The sequence below is a fragment of the Streptomyces sp. CCM_MD2014 genome (genome assembly GCF_000772045.1).
In the GTDB taxonomy this organism is placed as follows: Bacteria; Actinomycetota; Actinomycetes; order Streptomycetales; family Streptomycetaceae; genus Streptomyces; species Streptomyces salinarius.
Genome location: NZ_CP009754.1, coordinates 3537489 through 3553556 on the forward strand (window position 1 = coordinate 3537489; position 16068 = coordinate 3553556).

Genomic DNA, 16068 nt, shown 5'->3' on the forward strand with positions numbered 1-16068 from the left:
GTCACATCGCCCCGGTGAGCTGGTGCAGGACGGCGTCCAGCAGGCCCTCCGCGTCCAGGTCGACGCCGCCGGCGCGCAGGAACACCGCGTTGAGCAGCTGGTCGGTGGCGAGTTCCCCGAGGGCGCGGCGGCGCAGGAACGCCTCGATCAGGTCGTCCGCCTCACGCATGGCCTCCTCGCCGAGGTGCGCGACGACGATGGTGCGCAGCCGCTCCTCGTCGGGCAGCGGCAGGTCGAGGCGCAGGCAGCGGCGCAGGAACGCCGGCGGGAAGTCCCGCTCGCCGTTGCTGGTGATGACGACGACGGGGAACTCGGCGCACTGCACCAGCCCCTGGTGCACCCGTACGGTGCCCCGGTGGTCGTGGGTCTGCACCTCCACGTCGGCCATGTCCTCGGGCAGCCGGGTGAGTTCGGGGATGTCGAAGAATCCCTCCTCGAAGACGGTGAGCAGGTCGTTGGGGAGGTCGACGTCGCCCTTGTCCATCTCGTCGATGAGCAGGCAGCGCGGCACGGCCGACGGCACCAGCGCGGTGCCGAGCGGGCCGAGCCGGATGAACGTGCCGATGGACGGCTCTCCTTCGCCGCGGTCCCGGCTGAGGGTGGTCTCGCGCAGCCGGCCGATCGCGTCGTACTGGTACAGCGCGTCCTTGACGGTGGAGCGGCTGTTGACGGGCCAGCGCAGCAGTTCGCCCAGGCTCAGTTCATGGGCGACGGCCCGGGCCAGGGAGGACTTGCCGGTACCCGCCGGCCCGGTCACCAGCAGCGGACGGCGCAGGTGCAGCGCGGCGTTGACGACGTCGGCGTGCTGCGGGGCGATCACGTAGGGCAGTTCGGGGCGCGTCGTGCGGAGGGGGACGAAGCGCCGCCACGGAGGTGCCTGGGGCAGGGCGACGGGCCGGGGCTCGCCGTCGCCGCGGAAGAGGCGCCACTCGGCGTCGGCAGCGGACGTCATGTGCTCTCCTGGGGTTCGGTCAGGCGCAGACGGGGCACGGTGCGGTCGGCGTCCGCCCAGGCGAGGACCGGGCGGCCGGGGTAGTCGGGCGGGCTGGCCTTGGCACCCGCGCGGTAGTCGCGCACACCGTCGGGCAGTTCGCGGGTGGCCACCTCCGCCATGTAGCGGACGGTGTGCGCGGCGCCGTCCCGGCCCCGGTCCCACACCACTACCGGTATGCCCAGGGCGAGGCAGGTCTGCACGATGCCGTCCCGCGGGCCGGGCGGTACGTCCACACAGACGCGCACGGTGTCGAGTTGGTTGACCAGCCGGGAGTAGATGGTCTCCCGGTCCATGGCCTCGGAGACCACGAAGGTCTTGCCCGAGTCGAGCCGGTTCCAGCGGCTGCGCCAGTGGGACATGAACCGCCCGTGCCTGCGCAGGAGTTCGGGGCAGTGCACGACCAGCGGGAACTCCACGCCGAGCACCCCGGGCACCAGCGCGTCCGGGTCCCGGACGGTCCACTCGTCGACGGGCAGGTTGAGCCCGGCGCGGTCCACCAGCACCTCGACGAGGGGAGGCCGTTCGTCCTCGGCGGGCGGGGTGAGGGAGTCCAGGACGCGCAGGACCTCGCGGGCCGCCTCCGGCGCGGAATAGGAGCGCACGCTGTCGGTGGAGACCTGGCGCGGTCCCGCGCCCTCGTCGCACCAGATGCGCAGCCGGTGGCGGCCCTGCCCGGCGGGGTTCACCTGGACCAGGACGCGGACGCGGAAGACGCGGGCGCGCAGGGAACGCGCCCACTCCTGGGCGTCGAAGCGGCGTTCGCCGAGGGCGGCGCGCTCGATGCCGAGCCGGGCCGCCACTCCGTCCGACCACAGCCGCAGCGCGGCCCGCCGGGGGCCGCACAGGGCGGCGACGTACTCCATCACCCGCAGCAGCGCGGGGACCCGGCGTTCGCCGCTGAGTGCGCGGCCGTCGCCGGGCAGCGCCTCCAGGTGGTCGAGCAGTGCCTCCGCGCCGTCCCCGTCGGGCAGCGCCGCCAGATGCGGGAGGGCGGCGCGGACCGCCTCCGGGAACCGGGCGAGCACCTCGGGCGGCAACGTGCGCAGGTGTCCGCGCAGGGCGGTGTGCTCCTGCGGGGACAGCAGCTTGGGGGTGTGCGAGAGTCCGCCGGCGGCCAGTACGCGGTCGGCGTCCTGGGGGGCGCCGCGCCGCAGGGTGCCGGACAGCGCCGCCAGGGCCCGCGGGTGGCTGAGCAGGAACACCGCGAACTCCTGCGGCGTGGGCGGGACCACGTCGCTGCCGGGCGTGACGCCGCAGGCCCGGGCCAGCCGCTGCGCACCCGCCACGAGGCTGCTCGACGAGGGGAAGGCGTCCTCGATCGCCTCCGTCAGCAGCAGGAGGGCGGGATCGTCGGGGTCGGGTGCCCCGGGTGCCGCGTCGTCCAGCACGCCCAGAGGATGCAGTTCGTCCTGGACGCGCTGCCAGGGCACGCACCAACTGCGCCGCACCATGTGCTGGGGGCTGTGCGGGAGCGCGGCGCCGGTGGCCCGGTCGCGCGGCGGCATGAAGTGGGCGACGACCAGTCCGACCACGGCCTGCTCCGTGCGGCACCACAGCGGGCCGCCGCTGTATCCGGGGCCCACCGCCATGCCCGTGGGGGCGCCGTCCAGGTAGGCGCGGGCATCGACGGGTCCGTGGACCGTCAGCCAGGCGTACGTGGCCGGCTCGCCGCTGCCGTGCCAGGCCGTCACCCGCTGACCGGGCGCCATGGCCGTCAGCCGGGGCACGGGCAGACCGCCGGGGGAGCCCGCGATCCGGAGCACGGCGAGGTCACCGAGCCACTCGTCGGCTCCCGCCGGCACCGGCCCGCCGTCCCGGGTGCGCGGGGCGATCCAGTGGGCCACGCTCGCGTGGAAGCGCCGTGCGCCGCCGGCGTCGTCGCGGATCTCGACGGCGACCTCTCCCAGGCCGGGCGACCGCGGCTCCAGCATCGGCCTGTCCAGCGCCGCGTTGACGACGTGGGCGCAGGTCAGCACGGTCGCGGGGCCGAGCAGGAAGCCCCCGCCCACGATCTTGCCGGTCTCGGCCCCGCGTACGGACACCACGTGGCGGACGGGGTCTTCGACATCGCTCGCCGCGGTCCCGAACCACCCCACGCCTCACTCCCCCGTGGCTGCCGGACCGGTCGCGGGCGCCGTCGGGCTCCAGCTCGCGGTGACGGTGAGGTGGGCCGTTCCCGTGCCGCCCACGATCCCGAGCTTGAGGTCCTGGCCGACCTGGACGCCGAAGGTGACGCTCAGTTCGGTGGGCGGGTCGGGCACGGCCGTGGCCGCGTCGTGGACCTCCTGGAGCAGCGGTCCCAGCGGGCTCAGCGCACCGCGCAGGGCCCCGGCCGCGAACCGGGCCACGGTGCCCGTTCCGCGCGCCACGGGCACCGCCCGCCCCATGCCCTCCGGCAGGTCGTCGTCGGACGGCGCCGCAGGCGTGCCGTCGGCGGGCGCGAGCAGGAACCGGACCGGGCTGCCGTCGTCGAGCGTGAGGTCAGGTGTAGTGGACACGCCTCATATTGTCGTCGCCGACGGTGACTTCGGTGGCGATCTTTCCCAACTCGGTTACGGGATCGATGCATTGCGTAAGGAATCAGTCACCGCACCGGTGCGGCGCGACGGTCACTCACCCACCGACTCGAACCGCCACCGGTGCACCGCGCGCGTCACCAGGCCCTCGTCCGGCTCGGGCAGTTCCGGGAGTTCGGCGTCGTAGGCGGCGTCCCACCAGGTGATGACGAGGACGCGGTCCTGCGGGGCGCGCAGGGTCTCCCGGCGCAGCGGCCGCAGCGGCAGCTCCTGCCGCCGCGCCCAGTCCAGCAGCTCTGCGCCCCCGCCGGGCACGGCCCGCGCCTCCCACATCAGCGCGACGGTCACGAGTACAGGTTCTCCTTGCTGACCTCGTGCACGTGGTCGTGCGTATGCGTGTGGCCGTGGCCCTGCCCCGGCACGTGCGGGTCCGTCACGGGGAGGGAGGAGTCGGCCGAGAGGTCCCAGTCCGAGGCGGCCCGGTTGCGGGCGACCATCTCGGCGCCGAGCGCGGCCACCATCGCCCCGTTGTCCGTGCACAGCTTGGGGCGCGGCACCCGCAGCCGGATGCCGGCCGCCTCGCAGCGCTCCTGGGCCAGGGCGCGCAGCCGGGAGTTGGCGGCCACGCCGCCGCCGATCATCAGGTGGTCGACGCCCTCGTCCTTGCAGGCCCGCACCGCCTTGCGGGTCAGCACGTCCACGACCGCCTCCTGGAAGGAGGCCGACACGTCGCGCACCGGCACCTCCTCCCCCGCCGCCCGCTTCGCCTCGATCCAGCGGGCCACGGCCGTCTTCAGGCCGGAGAAGGAGAAGTCGTACGCCGCGTCGCGCGGGCCGGTCAGTCCGCGCGGGAAGGCGATCGCGTTCGGGTCGCCCTCGCGCGCGTACCGGTCGATGACCGGGCCGCCGGGGAAGCCCAGGTCGAGCACGCGGGCGATCTTGTCGAAGGCCTCGCCGGCCGCGTCGTCGATGGTGGCGCCCAGCGGACGGACGTCGGAGGTGATGTCCGTGGAGAGCAGCAGCGAGGAGTGTCCGCCCGAGACCAGCAGGGCCATCGTCGGCTCGGGCAGCGCGCCGTGTTCGAGCTGGTCGACGCAGATGTGCGAGGCGAGGTGGTTGACGCCGTAGAGCGGCTTGCCCAGTGCGTAGGCGTACGCCTTGGCCGCCGAGACGCCGACCAGCAGGGCGCCCGCGAGGCCGGGTCCCGCGGTGACGGCGATGCCGTCGAGGTCGCGGGCGCTCACCCCCGCCTCCTTGAGGGCTCGGTCGATGGTGGGGACCATCGCCTCCAGGTGGGCGCGGCTCGCCACCTCCGGCACGACCCCGCCGAAGCGGGCGTGCTCGTCGACGCTGGACGCGACGGCGTCGGCCAGCAGGGTGGTGCCGCGCACGACACCGACGCCGGTCTCGTCGCAGGAGGTCTCGATCCCGAGGACGAGAGGCTCGTCGCGTGAGTCAGCCATGGTTGTCGGTTCCTCGTTCGGTTCCCGGTACGGAGGTGGAAGGGTCGGTCAGGCGCATCACCAGGGCGTCCACGTTGCCCGGCTGGTAGTAGCCGCGTCTGAAGCCGATGGGCTCGAAGCCGAAGCGCTCGTACAGCCGCTGGGCGCGGGTGTTGTCCACCCGGCACTCGAGGAGCACCTCGGTGCACTCGAAGGCGGTCGCCGCGCGCAGCAGCTCCGTGAGCAGCCGGGCGCCGAGCCCGGTGCCCCAGTGGTCGCGGGCGACGGCGATGGTCTGCACGTCGGCCTGCTCGCCGGAGGTGACCAGGCCCGCGTAGCCGACGACGTGGCCGTCCTCCTCGGCGACGAGGTAGCGCCGGGTCGCCCCGGGGCCGCGCGCGTGCGCCAGTTCGGACCAGAACATCCCCCGGGACCAGGCGTCCTCCGGGAACAGCTCGCGCTCCATGCGGAGCACGGGGTCGATGTCCCACCAGCGCATCTCGCGCAGCACGGCGGGTGCGGGCTCGGCGGTGGCTGGCTCGGTCACTTCGGGGTGACCACCTTGTAGTTCTTGGGGACCTGGGCGTCGGGCCGGCGCAGGTACAGCGGCCGGGGCGCGGGCAGTTCCTCCCCCGCGGCCAGCTTCTCGGCGGTCAGCCGGGCCAGGGCGGCGGCGGACACGTGCTCCGGCTCGTGCGCCCGGGGGAAGGTGTCCGGGTAGAGCAGCGCGCCCGCGCCGACGGCCGGGAGCCCGGCCACCTGCTCGGCGATGTCGGCGGGCCGGTCGACGGCCGGGTCGGTGAGGCGGGTGCGGGAGTCGGCGTACCGCGCCCAGTAGACCTCTTTGCGGCGGGCGTCGGTGGCCACCACGAAGGGGCCCTCCAGGTCGGCGGCGAAGGCGAGGCCGTCCAGCGTGCACACGCCGTGCACGGGCACGCCGAGCGCGAGCCCGAAGGCGTCCGCGGTCATCAGGCCGACGCGCAGCCCCGTGTACGGGCCGGGGCCGGTGCCGGCGACGATGCCGGTGACGGAGTCGAGCCGCAGGCCGGTCTCGGCGAGCACCCGGTCGACGGCGGGCAGCAGCAGCTCACCGTGGCGGCGGGCGTCGACCTGGCTCGACGAGGCGATGACGTCCGTACCGTCGTGCAGTGCGACGGTCACGGCGGGCGTGGCGGTATCCAGAGCGAGCAAGAGCACGCAAACAGCCTACGGCGCCGCACGGCCCCCGTCGGACGCCCTGTGGACAACTCCGGAGACGCCCGTCCCGCACGACCCGTCCGCTCCGTGTCGCACACCGCGTTCACCCGCTCACGTACTGCTACCGTCGCCCGGGGGGGACGGCACGCAGGACGCACAAGTACGACGACGAGGTGGTCGCCCGTGGCAAGCAGCAGCGCCGGTATCGTCACCGGCCTCGTCACGGCCGCCCTCGTGACGATCGGCGTCCTCGCCCACCAGGCGTCCGTCAGCGCCCCTGCCGACCTCGGCCCCGCCCGCGCGACCACCAGTCCCGCCCCGGGCGCCGTCAAGGCACCGCGCGACCGGCGGCACCCGGACGCCCTGCCCGCGGGGTCCGGAACGGGTGAACGGGTGGTGTACTCGGTGGACGACGACCGCGTGTGGCTGGTCGGCCCCGGGAACGAGGTGCGGCGCACCTTCGAGGTCACGCCCAGCACGGTCGATCCGGCGCCGGGCGCCTACACGGTCACCTCCCGGTCCAACCGGGTCACCGGGTCCGACGGCGTCCCGGTCGAGCACGTGGTGCGCTTCACCAGCGCCCAGGGCGTGGCCGTCGGGTTCAGCGCGGCGGTCGACGGCTCGACCGCGAAGCCCGACCCGGACCGGCGCACGGGCGGCATCCGCGAGTCGCGAGCGGACGGCGACGCGATGTGGGAGTTCGCGACGATCGGACGGCCGGTCGTCGTCGTCCGCTGACGGCGCGCGGAACGCACGGGACCGCGAAACGCACGGGACCGCCGAACGCACGGGACCGCGAGACAACACGGGACACGCGGGATCGACGCCCCGCGGGACCCACCGGACCCACGGGGCACGCAGGCGTCAGGCCGCCTCGCGGTGGTCGTGACCGCCGTGCTGTTCGCGGCCGCCGGGACGGTCGCGGACCGGGCGGCGCGTCTCCGGCTCGGGGGCGCTCGGCGGTGTCGAGACCGCCGCCGCGGCGGCACAGGAGGCGAGCAGGTCGCGCATCGACACCCCGGCGGGCGCGGACGCCTGGGGCCCGGGGCGGCCCTGCGGCTGGGCCTGGGACAAGGACGACATGGACGCCTCCTGAAGCTCGGGGGCGGGCGCAGTAAGGCATGCCTAACTACGAGCTGAGTACCATGTGACCACGTGCAAGACCCCCAACGCAATCTTTTGCCGACGCTTTGTCGGAAAATCCGGCGCGGGGGTCCGGTCCGGGAGTCCGGTCCGGGGCTCTGGTCCGGAGTTGCCGTCCGGGACTCTGGTCGGGAGTGGCCGTCCGGGGAGTCCGGTCCGGGGAGTCCGGCCCGGGGGGCGCGCCTGGCGCGGCTCAGCCCGCGAGGACGCTCACGTCGGCCGTGGCCCACCGCTCGCCGAGTCCGGTCACCGTCACGTGCCGCACCTCGTCGGTGGTGTCGCCGACGGCCCGGTCGATGCGGACCCGCAGCCGGTCCTCGGTCAGTTCCTCGACCTTGCCCTCGCCCCACTCGACCACGATGACCGAGTCGGGCAGGGAGACGTCGAGGTCGAGGTCCTCCATCTCGTCCAGGCCGCCGGACAGCCGGTAGGCGTCCACGTGGACGAGCGGCGGTCCGTCCCCGAGCGAGGGGTGCACGCGGGCGATCACGAAGGTCGGGGAGGTGACGGCACCGCGCACGCCGAGGCCCTCGCCGAGGCCGCGCGTCAGGGTCGTCTTGCCCGCGCCCAGCTCCCCGCTGAGCATCACCAGGTCACCGGCGCGCAGCAGTTTGGCGAGCCTGCGGCCCAGTTCCCGCATCTGCTCGGGGGAGGTGACGGTGATCTCGACGTCGGCGGACGGGCCGGAGGAGTGACCGGAGGGCTCAGCCGGGCCCTGCGCTGCTGGTGCTTCCATAACCGTCCACGTTAGCCGCTGCCGGCACCGCGCCCGCGCGGGCGAGCAGATCGGCGAGGCGGTCGGTGACCAGCTCCGGGTGCTCCAGCATCACCAGGTGCCCCGCGTCGGGGACGAGCACCAGTTCCGCGTCCGGCAGCAGGTCGGCGATCGCCTCGCTGTGCTCGCTCGGCGTCACCAGGTCCCGCACCCCGGCCAGGACGAGCACGGGCAGGTCCGCGAAGCGGGCGAGGGCCTCGGTCTTGTCGTGGTCGTTGAAGGCCGGGTAGTACTCGGCGACGACGTCGATCGGGGTCGACTCGATCATCCGCTCGGCGAACCGGGCCACGGCCGGGTCGACGTCCCGGGACGCGAACGAGTACCGCTTGATGATCCCGGCGAACAGGTCGGCCGTCGCCCGCCGCCCCTTCTCCACCAGCTCGGCCCGCTGCCCCAGCGCCTTGAGTACGCCCGGCAGCACCCGCCGCACCGCGTTGACGCCGGCCACCGGCAGTCCGAAGTTGACCTCGCCGAGCCGTCCGGACGACGTGCCGACGAGGGCGACGCCGACGACGCGCTCGCCGATCAGGTCGGGGAAGGCGTCGGCCAGGGCCATCACGGTCATGCCGCCCATGGAGTGCCCGACGAGCACGAGCGGGCCCTCGGGCGCGGCCGCGTCGATGACGGCCTTCAGGTCGCGGCCCAGTTCCTCGATGCTGACCGGCCGGCCGTCCCGCGTCTGGGCCACGCCCCGCCCGGACCGTCCGTGGCTGCGCTGGTCCCAGTGGACGGTGCGGACGACGCCCCTGAGGGCCGCCCGCTGGAAGTGCCAGGAGTCCTGGTTGAGGCAGTAGCCGTGGCTGAAGACGACGGTGACGGGCGCGGGCGCCTTGCGGCCGAACAGCCGCCTGCGGCGCGGGGCGCGGTGGACCTCGGCGTCGATCTCCGGATCGAGGTCGTCGACCTCGTAGTACAGCTCGGTGCCGTCCTCGGCGTACGCGGTGCCGGGGGTGCCGCGCAGTCCGCCGTACGGGCCCGCCGAGTCGAGGGCGAGGCGGGCCTTCCGGCGCATTCCGCGGCCGACGGTGAGCCGCTCTATCGCCACGCCGGCCGCGGCGCCCGCCGCGACCACGCCTATCGCGGCCCCGGCGATGCCGGTCGCCCGGCGCCAGCCGCCCGCGGCGGCCTCGGTGGCGGCCTCCGTGGCGGAGGCGACGGCCGCCGCGACGGCCTCCCCGCTGCTCTCGCTCACGTGCACCGCTCCTCTTCGCCGGGTTCACCGGGCCGCTGTGCGCCACCCGCTGCTCGTCGCCGTTCCACCTGGCCGCGCGCCGGTACGGCCTGTCGCTCGTTCCTGTCACACGGTCTTGTCACGCGGTCTTGTCGCGCGTTCGTGTCACGCGTGCCTGTCGCTTCGTTCCCGTCACTCGTTGACGTAGACGCGCGGAACGCGGGTTCCGATCCGGGTGATGATCTCGTACGCGATGGTGCCCGCCGCCTGGGCCCAGTCCTCGGCGGTGGGTTCGCCCCGGTCGCCGGGACCGAACAGCACGGCCTCGGCGCCCGGTTCGGGCCGGTCACCGCCCAGGTCGACGACGAACTGGTCCATCGCGATCCGCCCCGCGACCGTGCGCCACTTGCCGTCGACCAGGACGGGACCGGTGGAGGAGGCGTGGCGCGGGATGCCGTCCGCGTAGCCGAGCGGGACGAGGCCGAGGGTGGTGTCGCCGGGGGTGGTGTAGTGGTGCCCGTAGCTGACCCCGTGGCCCCCGGGGACCTGCTTGACCAGGGCCAGGGAGGCGGACAGCGTCATCACGGGGCGCAGCCCGAAGTCGGCCGGGGCGCCGATCTCGGGGCTGGGCGAGACGCCGTACATCGCGATGCCGGGGCGTACGAGGTCGAAGTGGGCGTCGGGAAGGGTGAGGGTGGCGGGCGAGTTGGCGATGTGCCGCACCTCGGGGCGCAGGCCCTGCCGCTCGGCGTACGCCGTCATCTCCCGGAAACGGGTGAGCTGGGCGGCGATGGAGGGGTGGCCGGGCTCGTCGGCGCAGGCGAAGTGGGACCAGAGCCCGGTGACCCGCAGCAGCCCCTCCTCCTCGGCCCGCAGTGCGGCCCCGACCAGCTCTTCCCAGTCCGCGCCGGGCTGGCAGCCGTTCCGGCCGAGGCCGGTGTCGGCCTTCAGCTGTACACGGGCGGGGGCCCCGGCCGCCCGGGCGGCCGCGAGGACCTCCCGCATGGCCCACATCCCGCTGACGGACACGTCGAGACGGGCCTCCACCGCCTCCCGCCAGGGCCCGCCGGGCGTCCACAGCCAGCACATGATCCGTACGTCGTCCGGCAGTCCGGCCTCCGCCGACCGCAGGGCGAGGGCCTCCTGCGGGGTGGCGGTGCCGAGCCAGGTGGCCCCGGCCTCGACGGCGGCGCGGGCGCAGGGAAGGGCGCCGTGGCCGTAGGCGTCCGCCTTGACGACGGCCATGAGAGCCGCCCCGGGGGCCCGTTCGCGCAGGGCGCGGACGTTGGCCCGCAGGGCGGCCAGGTCGATCTCGGCCCGGGCGCGCAGTACCGCGTCCGGCCGAGCAGGTGTCTCGCTCATCTTGCCCCCAGTCTCTCAGAGCACCCGGCGGCCGCCGTCCGACGCCGCCCGGCAATGGCTAGGGTTCCCGGCATGAGCATCATCGGGGTCGGGATCGACGTGGCCGAGGTCGAGCGGTTCGGGGCGTCGCTGGAGCGCACACCGGCCCTGGCGGGGCGGCTCTTCCTGGAGAGCGAGTTGCTGCTGCCCAGCGGTGAGCGCAGGGGCGTCGCCTCGCTGGCCGCCCGCTTCGCGGCGAAGGAGGCGCTGGCCAAGGCGCTAGGGGCACCGGCGGGACTGCTGTGGACGGACGCCGAGGTGTACGTCGAGGACAGCGGGCAGCCCCGGCTGCGGGTGACGGGGACGGTGGCGGCGCGGGCGGCGGAGCTGGGCGTGGCGTCGTGGCACGTGTCCCTGAGCCACGACGCGGGGATCGCGTCGGCGGTGGTGATCGCGGAGGGGTAGGGGCGTTCGGCGGACCGGGCCGCGGCGGGCCCGTCGTCGGCGTCGAGGGGGATCGCGGCCCGGAGCCGTCCACGGGCACGGCGGACGAGGGCGGCGGAGAGGCGCGACGGCCGTGGCGCGGAAGGCCCGGCGGCGGGGAGGCGCGACGGACACGGCACCGGAAACCCGGCAGCGAAGAAGCACGGGAGGCGGGAGCGGCGGAGGCGCGGCGGTAATCCCGTGGCCGGACGGGTCGGTCCCATGGCGCCAGGCGCCCCGGCCCCGTGGCGGCCAGGCACCCGGGCCCGTGGCCGGGCGAGCCGGGCCTGTGACCGCGGTGCGGGCACGGCCAGGCACCCGGGCGCGCGGCCGGGCGAGCCGGGCCCGTGACCGCGGTGTGGGCCGCCGTACCGTGGCCCGGTCCCGCAGCCTCGGTGCGGTCAGTCGGCGGTCGGGCGGACCCGGATGTGCATGTGTTCGCCCTGGGCGCCGTAGAGGGCGATCCACTCCACGGGCTGGTCCCCGGCGTTGGCGATGCCGTGCGGGACGCGGGTGTCGAACTCCGCCGTCTCCCCCGCCGTCAGGACGAGGTCGTGCTCGCCGAGGGCGAGGAGGAGGCGGCCGGAGAGGACGTAGAGCCACTCGTGGCCCTCGTGCGAGCCCTGCGCCGGGCGAGGGGTCCACTCGTTCCGCGGGGTGGCCGGGGCGGGGAGGATCTGCTTGTAGGCGTGCAGACCGTCGTTCGGGTTGCGGGTGAGCGGGACCCACGTCTGTCCGTGCCGGGTGAAGGGGCGGGGATGGACACGGGGGTCGCCGGTCCGCGAGCCGACGAGTTCGTCCAGGGGCAGCCGGTGCGCCCGGGCCAGCGGCAGCAGGTGCCGCAGCCCCGGCTCGCGCTGCCCCGACTCCAGCCGGGACAGGGTGCTCACGGAGATGCCGGTGACGGCGGCGAGCTGGGCCAGGGTGAGCCCGCGGGCCCGCCGGATGGCGCGCAGGCGGGCCCCGAGCGAGGTCATCACCTGTGCCGTCTCGTCGTCACCGCCGGTCATGGGACCACTGTCCCCCATCGCGCACCCCGGAGGGGACTGCGGGCCGGGGACCGTGCGTGTTCCCGGCGTACGGGGAAGACTCGACGGCATGCGGACTGCGTACAGCGTGGAAACGGTCAGGAACGCCGAACGGGAGCTGATGGCACGGCTGCCGGAGGGGGCGCTGATGCAACGGGCCGCGGCCGGGCTGGCCGCCGCCTGCGCCGAGGTGCTGGGCCGGGTGGCCGGACGGGTCTACGGCAGCCGGGTGGTGCTGCTGGTCGGCAGCGGCGACAACGGCGGCGACGCCCTGTACGCGGGCGCGCGGCTGGCCCGGCGGGGCGCGGGCGTGACGGCGGTGCTGCTCGCGCCGGAGCGGGCGCACGGCGGCGGGCTGGCGGCACTGCGCCGGGCGGGCGGGCGGACGCTGGACGCCGGGGCGGCCTCGGCCGCGGTGACGGAACGGATCGCGCGGGCCGACCTGGTCCTCGACGGCATCGTCGGGATCGGCGGGATCGGCGGCAAGGGCGGCCTGCGGAAGGAGGCCGTACCGCTGGCGGACGCGGCCGCGCGCTCCCGGGCCGCCGTGGTCGCCGTCGACCTGCCGAGCGGCGTCGACGCGGACACCGGCCGGGTCCCGGGGGACGTGGTGCGGGCCGACCTGACGGTGACGTTCGGGGCGCACAAGCCGGGGCTGCTGATCGACCCGGCGCGGGAGTACGCCGGGTCGGTGCGGCTGGTGGACATCGGCCTGCCCCTGCCCCGGGAAGGGGCGGAACTGGAGGCGTTGCAGCACGCGGACGTGGCCCGGCTGCTGCCGGTGCCGACGGCCGAGAGCGACAAGTACCGGCGCGGGGTCGTGGGCATCGCGGCCGGCTCGGCCCGCTATCCGGGGGCGGCCGTGCTCGCCGTCGCGGGCGCGCTGCGGGGCGGGGCCGGGGCGGTGCGGTACGTCGGGCCGGCGGGGGACGCGGTGATCGCCCGTTTCCCGGAGACGCTCGTGTCCGACCGGGGGCCGCAGCGGGCGGGGCGGGTGCAGGCGTGGGTGGTCGGACCGGGCGCCGGTGACGACGCGGCGACGGTGGCCCAGGTGCTGGCGGCCGAGGTGCCGGTGCTGATCGACGCGGACGGGCTGCGGCTGGCCGAGGCGGACGCAGTGCGGGCGCGCAGGGCACCGACGCTGATGACCCCGCACGCCGGGGAGGCGGCGGCGCTGCTCGGGGTGGCCCGTGCGGAGGTCGAGGGGGACCGGCTGGCCTCGGTGCGCGAACTGGCGGCGCGGTACGGCGCGACGGTGCTGCTGAAGGGCTCGACGACGCTGGTGGCCAGTGCGCGGGGCGGTCCCGTCCGGGTCAACGCGACGGGGACCTCGTGGCTCGCCACGGCCGGCAGCGGGGACGTGCTGTCCGGCCTGGCGGGCTCACTGCTGGCGGCGGGCCTGTCGGCGGTGGACGCGGGGAGCGCGGGCGCCTACCTCCACGGCCTCGCGGGCCGCTTCGCGGCACAGGGCGCACCGGCGGGGGCGCATGACGTGGCGGAGGCGATCCCACGGGCCTGGCGGGACGTGCGGGGGGAGTGAAACCGCGGGCCCGGGTGCGGGTCTCGCCGGTACGGTGAGCCCATGACCGCCGCACCGGCCCCGGAGCCGGCCCTCCCGGACCTCGACGCGCTCCCCAGGGCGGAGTTCGCGTTCCCCGGTCCGCTGCGCGACCGGCTGGTCGCCGCGGTCCTCGACGGTTCGAAGACCTCGACGACGGGCCTGGTCGCCGACTACGAGCACGCCGGCGACCCGCTGCCCCGGCCCGGGCACCGTGAGGTGGTCGTCGACTCCTCCGGCCGCCCGGTCGCCGTCATCGAGGTGACGCAGGTGCGCGTCGTCCCGCTGGCCGAGGTGGACCTCGCCCACGCGGTCGACGAGGGCGAGGGACACACGAGCGTGGCCGAGTGGCGCGCCGACCACGAGCGGTTCTGGCACGGCGAGGAGATGCGCGCGGCGCTGGGCGACCCGGACTTCACGGTGGACGACACGACACCGGCGGTCCTGGAACGCTTCCGGGTCGTCACCGTGCTGCCCGGCACCGTCGGCTGACGGCCCCTCCGGGGCTACTCCACCGTCACCGACTTCGCCAGGTTGCGCGGCTGGTCCACCTCGTTGCCGCGGGCCGTCGCCAGCTCGCAGGCGAAGACCTGCAACGGCACCGTCGCCACCAGGGGCTGGAGCAGCGTCGGGGTGACCGGGACGCGGACGAGGTGGTCGGCGTAGGGGACGACCGCCTCGTCGCCCTCCTCGGCGATGACGATGGTGCGGGCGCCGCGGGCGCGGATCTCCTGGATGTTGGACACGATCTTGTCGTGCAGGACCGAGCGGCCGCGCGGGGACGGCACCACGACCACGACCGGCAGGTCCTCCTCGATGAGCGCGATCGGTCCGTGCTTCAGCTCGCCCGCCGCGAAGCCCTCGGCGTGCATGTACGCCAGCTCCTTCAGCTTGAGGGCACCTTCGAGGGCGACGGGGTGGCCGACGTGCCGGCCGAGGAAGAGCACCGTGTCCTTGCCGGCGAGGGAGCGGGCCAGCTCCCGTACGGGGTCCATGGTGTCCAGCACCCGTTCGACGGCGCCGGAGATGCCGGACAGGTCGCGGACGACGTCGCGGATCTCGTCGCCGTACTTCGTGCCGCGCACCTGGGCCAGGTAGAGGGCGACCAGGTAGCAGGCGACGAGCTGGGTGAGGAAGGCCTTGGTGGAGGCGACGGCGACCTCGGGGCCCGCGTGGGTGTAGAGCACGGCGTCGGACTCGCGGGGGATGGTCGAGCCGTTGGTGTTGCAGATGGCGAGGACCCGGGCGCCCTGTTCGCGGGCGTGGCGCAGGGCCATCAGGGTGTCCATGGTCTCGCCGGACTGGGAGATGGCGACGACCAGGGTCTGCTGGTCGAGGATCGGGTCGCGGTAGCGGAACTCGCTGGCCAGCTCCACCTCGCAGGGGATCCGCGTCCAGTGCTCGATGGCGTACTTGGCGATCAGCCCGGCGTGGAAGGCGGTGCCGCAGGCGACGACGACGACCTTGCCGACCTCCCGGAGCACCTCGGCGGGGATGCGCACCTCGTCCAGGCTCAGCGTGCCGGAGGCGTCGATGCGGCCGAGGAGGGTGTCGGCGACGGCCTTCGGCTGCTCGGCGATCTCCTTGAGCATGAAGGAGGCGTAACCGGCCTTCTCGGCGGCCGAGGCGTCCCAGTCGACGTGGTAGGAGCGGACGTCGGCCGGGGTGCCGTCGAAGGCGGTGACGGTGACGCCGTCCCGGCGCAGTTCGACGACCTGGTCCTGGCCCAGTTCGACGGCGTCCCGGGTGTGGGCGATGAAGGCCGCGACGTCCGAGGCGAGGAAGTACTCGCCCTCCCCCACACCCACCACGAGAGGCGAGTTGCGGCGGGCGCCCACCACCACGTCCGGAGCGTCCGCGTGCACCGCGACCAGTGTGAACGCGCCTTCCAGCCGCCCGCAGACCAGCCGCATCGCCTCGGCGAGATCGGCGCAGGCGGAGTACTCCTCGGCGAGCAGATGGGCGACGACCTCGGTGTCGGTCTCCGAGCCCAGCACGTGACCGCGCTCCGCCAGCTCGGCCCGCAGCGGCGCGAAGTTCTCGATGATGCCGTTGTGGACCACGGCGACCCGGCCCGCGTTGTCGAGGTGCGGGTGGGCGTTGGCGTCGGTGGGGCCGCCGTGGGTGGCCCAGCGGGTGTGGCCGATGCCGGTGGCGGCGGACGGCAGCGGGTGCTCGGACAGTTCCTTGTCGAGGTTGACGAGCTTGCCGGCCCGCTTGGCGGTGGCGAGGCCCCCGTCCGCGAGCACGGCGACGCCCGCCGAGTCGTATCCCCGGTACTCGAGCCGCTTCAGGCCGGCCATGACGACGTCGAGTGCCGACTGAGGCCCTACGTATCCCACGATTCCGCACATACGCGGCAGCCTACGAGCAAGATCGGCGGTAAAGCGATCCAGAAGGGGCCATTCTGTGCCCGAAAT

At 74.9% G+C, this 16068-nt stretch carries 17 protein-coding genes; 4 read left to right on the forward strand and 13 right to left on the reverse strand.

Annotation, left to right across the window (positions count from 1 at the left end; genetic code table 11):
• Position 1 precedes the first annotated feature (1 nt).
• From NI25_RS15255 to tsaB, 7 genes are all read right to left on the reverse strand, one after another.
• Entirely contained in the window at positions 2 to 952 is a 951-nt protein-coding gene (locus NI25_RS15255) for an AAA family ATPase (RefSeq protein WP_061442996.1), read from the reverse strand.
• Positions 949 to 3090 (reverse strand): trypsin-like peptidase domain-containing protein, encoded by a 2142-nt coding sequence (locus NI25_RS15260; RefSeq protein ID WP_061442997.1) that lies wholly within the window; start codon positions 3088 to 3090, stop codon positions 949 to 951. Before NI25_RS15260 ends, NI25_RS15255 begins: the two co-directional genes overlap by 4 nt.
• A gap of 3 nt (positions 3091 to 3093) precedes the next feature.
• Positions 3094 to 3492 carry a CU044_2847 family protein gene (locus NI25_RS15265; protein WP_061442998.1) on the reverse strand — a complete coding sequence of 133 codons (399 nt, stop codon included), beginning with the start codon at positions 3490 to 3492 and terminating at the stop codon, positions 3094 to 3096.
• A 111-nt stretch (positions 3493 to 3603) separates the two neighbouring features.
• The gene (locus NI25_RS15270) at positions 3604 to 3858 is read right to left on the reverse strand and encodes a hypothetical protein (protein ID WP_061442999.1); all 255 of its coding nucleotides are present in this window, start codon (positions 3856 to 3858) and stop codon (positions 3604 to 3606) included.
• Positions 3855 to 4973 (reverse strand): tRNA (adenosine(37)-N6)-threonylcarbamoyltransferase complex transferase subunit TsaD, encoded by a 1119-nt coding sequence (gene tsaD / locus NI25_RS15275; protein WP_061443000.1) that lies wholly within the window; start codon positions 4971 to 4973, stop codon positions 3855 to 3857. The genes NI25_RS15270 and tsaD overlap by 4 nt, the downstream gene beginning before the upstream one ends.
• Entirely contained in the window at positions 4966 to 5451 is a 486-nt protein-coding gene (gene rimI, locus NI25_RS15280) for a ribosomal protein S18-alanine N-acetyltransferase (RefSeq protein WP_061446932.1), read from the reverse strand. Before rimI ends, tsaD begins: the two co-directional genes overlap by 8 nt.
• Before the next feature lie 44 nt (positions 5452 to 5495).
• Entirely contained in the window at positions 5496 to 6149 is a 654-nt protein-coding gene (tsaB, locus tag NI25_RS15285) for a tRNA (adenosine(37)-N6)-threonylcarbamoyltransferase complex dimerization subunit type 1 TsaB (RefSeq protein ID WP_061443001.1), read from the reverse strand.
• A 183-nt stretch (positions 6150 to 6332) separates the two neighbouring features.
• On the opposite strand from tsaB, the gene NI25_RS15290 reads away from it, so the two are divergent.
• Positions 6333 to 6887 (forward strand): hypothetical protein, encoded by a 555-nt coding sequence (locus NI25_RS15290; RefSeq protein ID WP_061443002.1) that lies wholly within the window; start codon positions 6333 to 6335, stop codon positions 6885 to 6887.
• Positions 6888 to 7013: 126 nt separating this feature from the next.
• Here NI25_RS15290 and NI25_RS15295 read toward each other — a convergent pair whose 3' ends face one another.
• The 4 genes from NI25_RS15295 to alr form a co-directional block, all read right to left on the reverse strand.
• Positions 7014 to 7232: a hypothetical protein gene (locus NI25_RS15295; protein ID WP_061443003.1), complete on the reverse strand. Its 219-nt coding sequence runs from the start codon at positions 7230 to 7232 to the stop codon at positions 7014 to 7016.
• A gap of 253 nt (positions 7233 to 7485) precedes the next feature.
• Positions 7486 to 8028: a tRNA (adenosine(37)-N6)-threonylcarbamoyltransferase complex ATPase subunit type 1 TsaE gene (gene tsaE, locus NI25_RS15300; protein ID WP_061443004.1), complete on the reverse strand. Its 543-nt coding sequence runs from the start codon at positions 8026 to 8028 to the stop codon at positions 7486 to 7488.
• Positions 7997 to 9259, reverse strand: a complete 1263-nt coding sequence (locus NI25_RS15305; protein ID WP_061443005.1) for an alpha/beta fold hydrolase — start codon at positions 9257 to 9259, stop codon at positions 7997 to 7999. Before NI25_RS15305 ends, tsaE begins: the two co-directional genes overlap by 32 nt.
• Before the next feature lie 171 nt (positions 9260 to 9430).
• Entirely contained in the window at positions 9431 to 10600 is a 1170-nt protein-coding gene (gene alr, locus NI25_RS15310) for an alanine racemase (protein ID WP_061443006.1), read from the reverse strand.
• A gap of 72 nt (positions 10601 to 10672) precedes the next feature.
• Between alr and NI25_RS15315 the strand changes: the two genes are divergently transcribed.
• Positions 10673 to 11044, forward strand: a complete 372-nt coding sequence (locus NI25_RS15315) for a holo-ACP synthase (protein WP_061443007.1) — start codon at positions 10673 to 10675, stop codon at positions 11042 to 11044.
• A 419-nt stretch (positions 11045 to 11463) separates the two neighbouring features.
• Here the strand turns inward: NI25_RS15315 and NI25_RS15320 are convergent, their stop codons facing one another.
• Positions 11464 to 12072 carry a helix-turn-helix domain-containing protein gene (locus NI25_RS15320; RefSeq protein WP_061443008.1) on the reverse strand — a complete coding sequence of 203 codons (609 nt, stop codon included), beginning with the start codon at positions 12070 to 12072 and terminating at the stop codon, positions 11464 to 11466.
• Positions 12073 to 12160: 88 nt separating this feature from the next.
• On the opposite strand from NI25_RS15320, the gene NI25_RS15325 reads away from it, so the two are divergent.
• Together NI25_RS15325 and NI25_RS15330 are read left to right on the forward strand one after the other, a co-directional pair.
• Positions 12161 to 13630 (forward strand): bifunctional ADP-dependent NAD(P)H-hydrate dehydratase/NAD(P)H-hydrate epimerase, encoded by a 1470-nt coding sequence (locus NI25_RS15325; protein WP_061443009.1) that lies wholly within the window; start codon positions 12161 to 12163, stop codon positions 13628 to 13630.
• Positions 13631 to 13672: 42 nt separating this feature from the next.
• Positions 13673 to 14140: an ASCH domain-containing protein gene (locus NI25_RS15330; RefSeq protein ID WP_061443010.1), complete on the forward strand. Its 468-nt coding sequence runs from the start codon at positions 13673 to 13675 to the stop codon at positions 14138 to 14140.
• Positions 14141 to 14154: 14 nt separating this feature from the next.
• Here NI25_RS15330 and glmS read toward each other — a convergent pair whose 3' ends face one another.
• Positions 14155 to 16002, reverse strand: coding sequence for a glutamine--fructose-6-phosphate transaminase (isomerizing) (gene glmS, locus NI25_RS15335; RefSeq protein ID WP_061443011.1), 1848 nt, complete (start codon positions 16000 to 16002; stop codon positions 14155 to 14157).
• Positions 16003 to 16068: the final 66 nt, after the last annotated feature.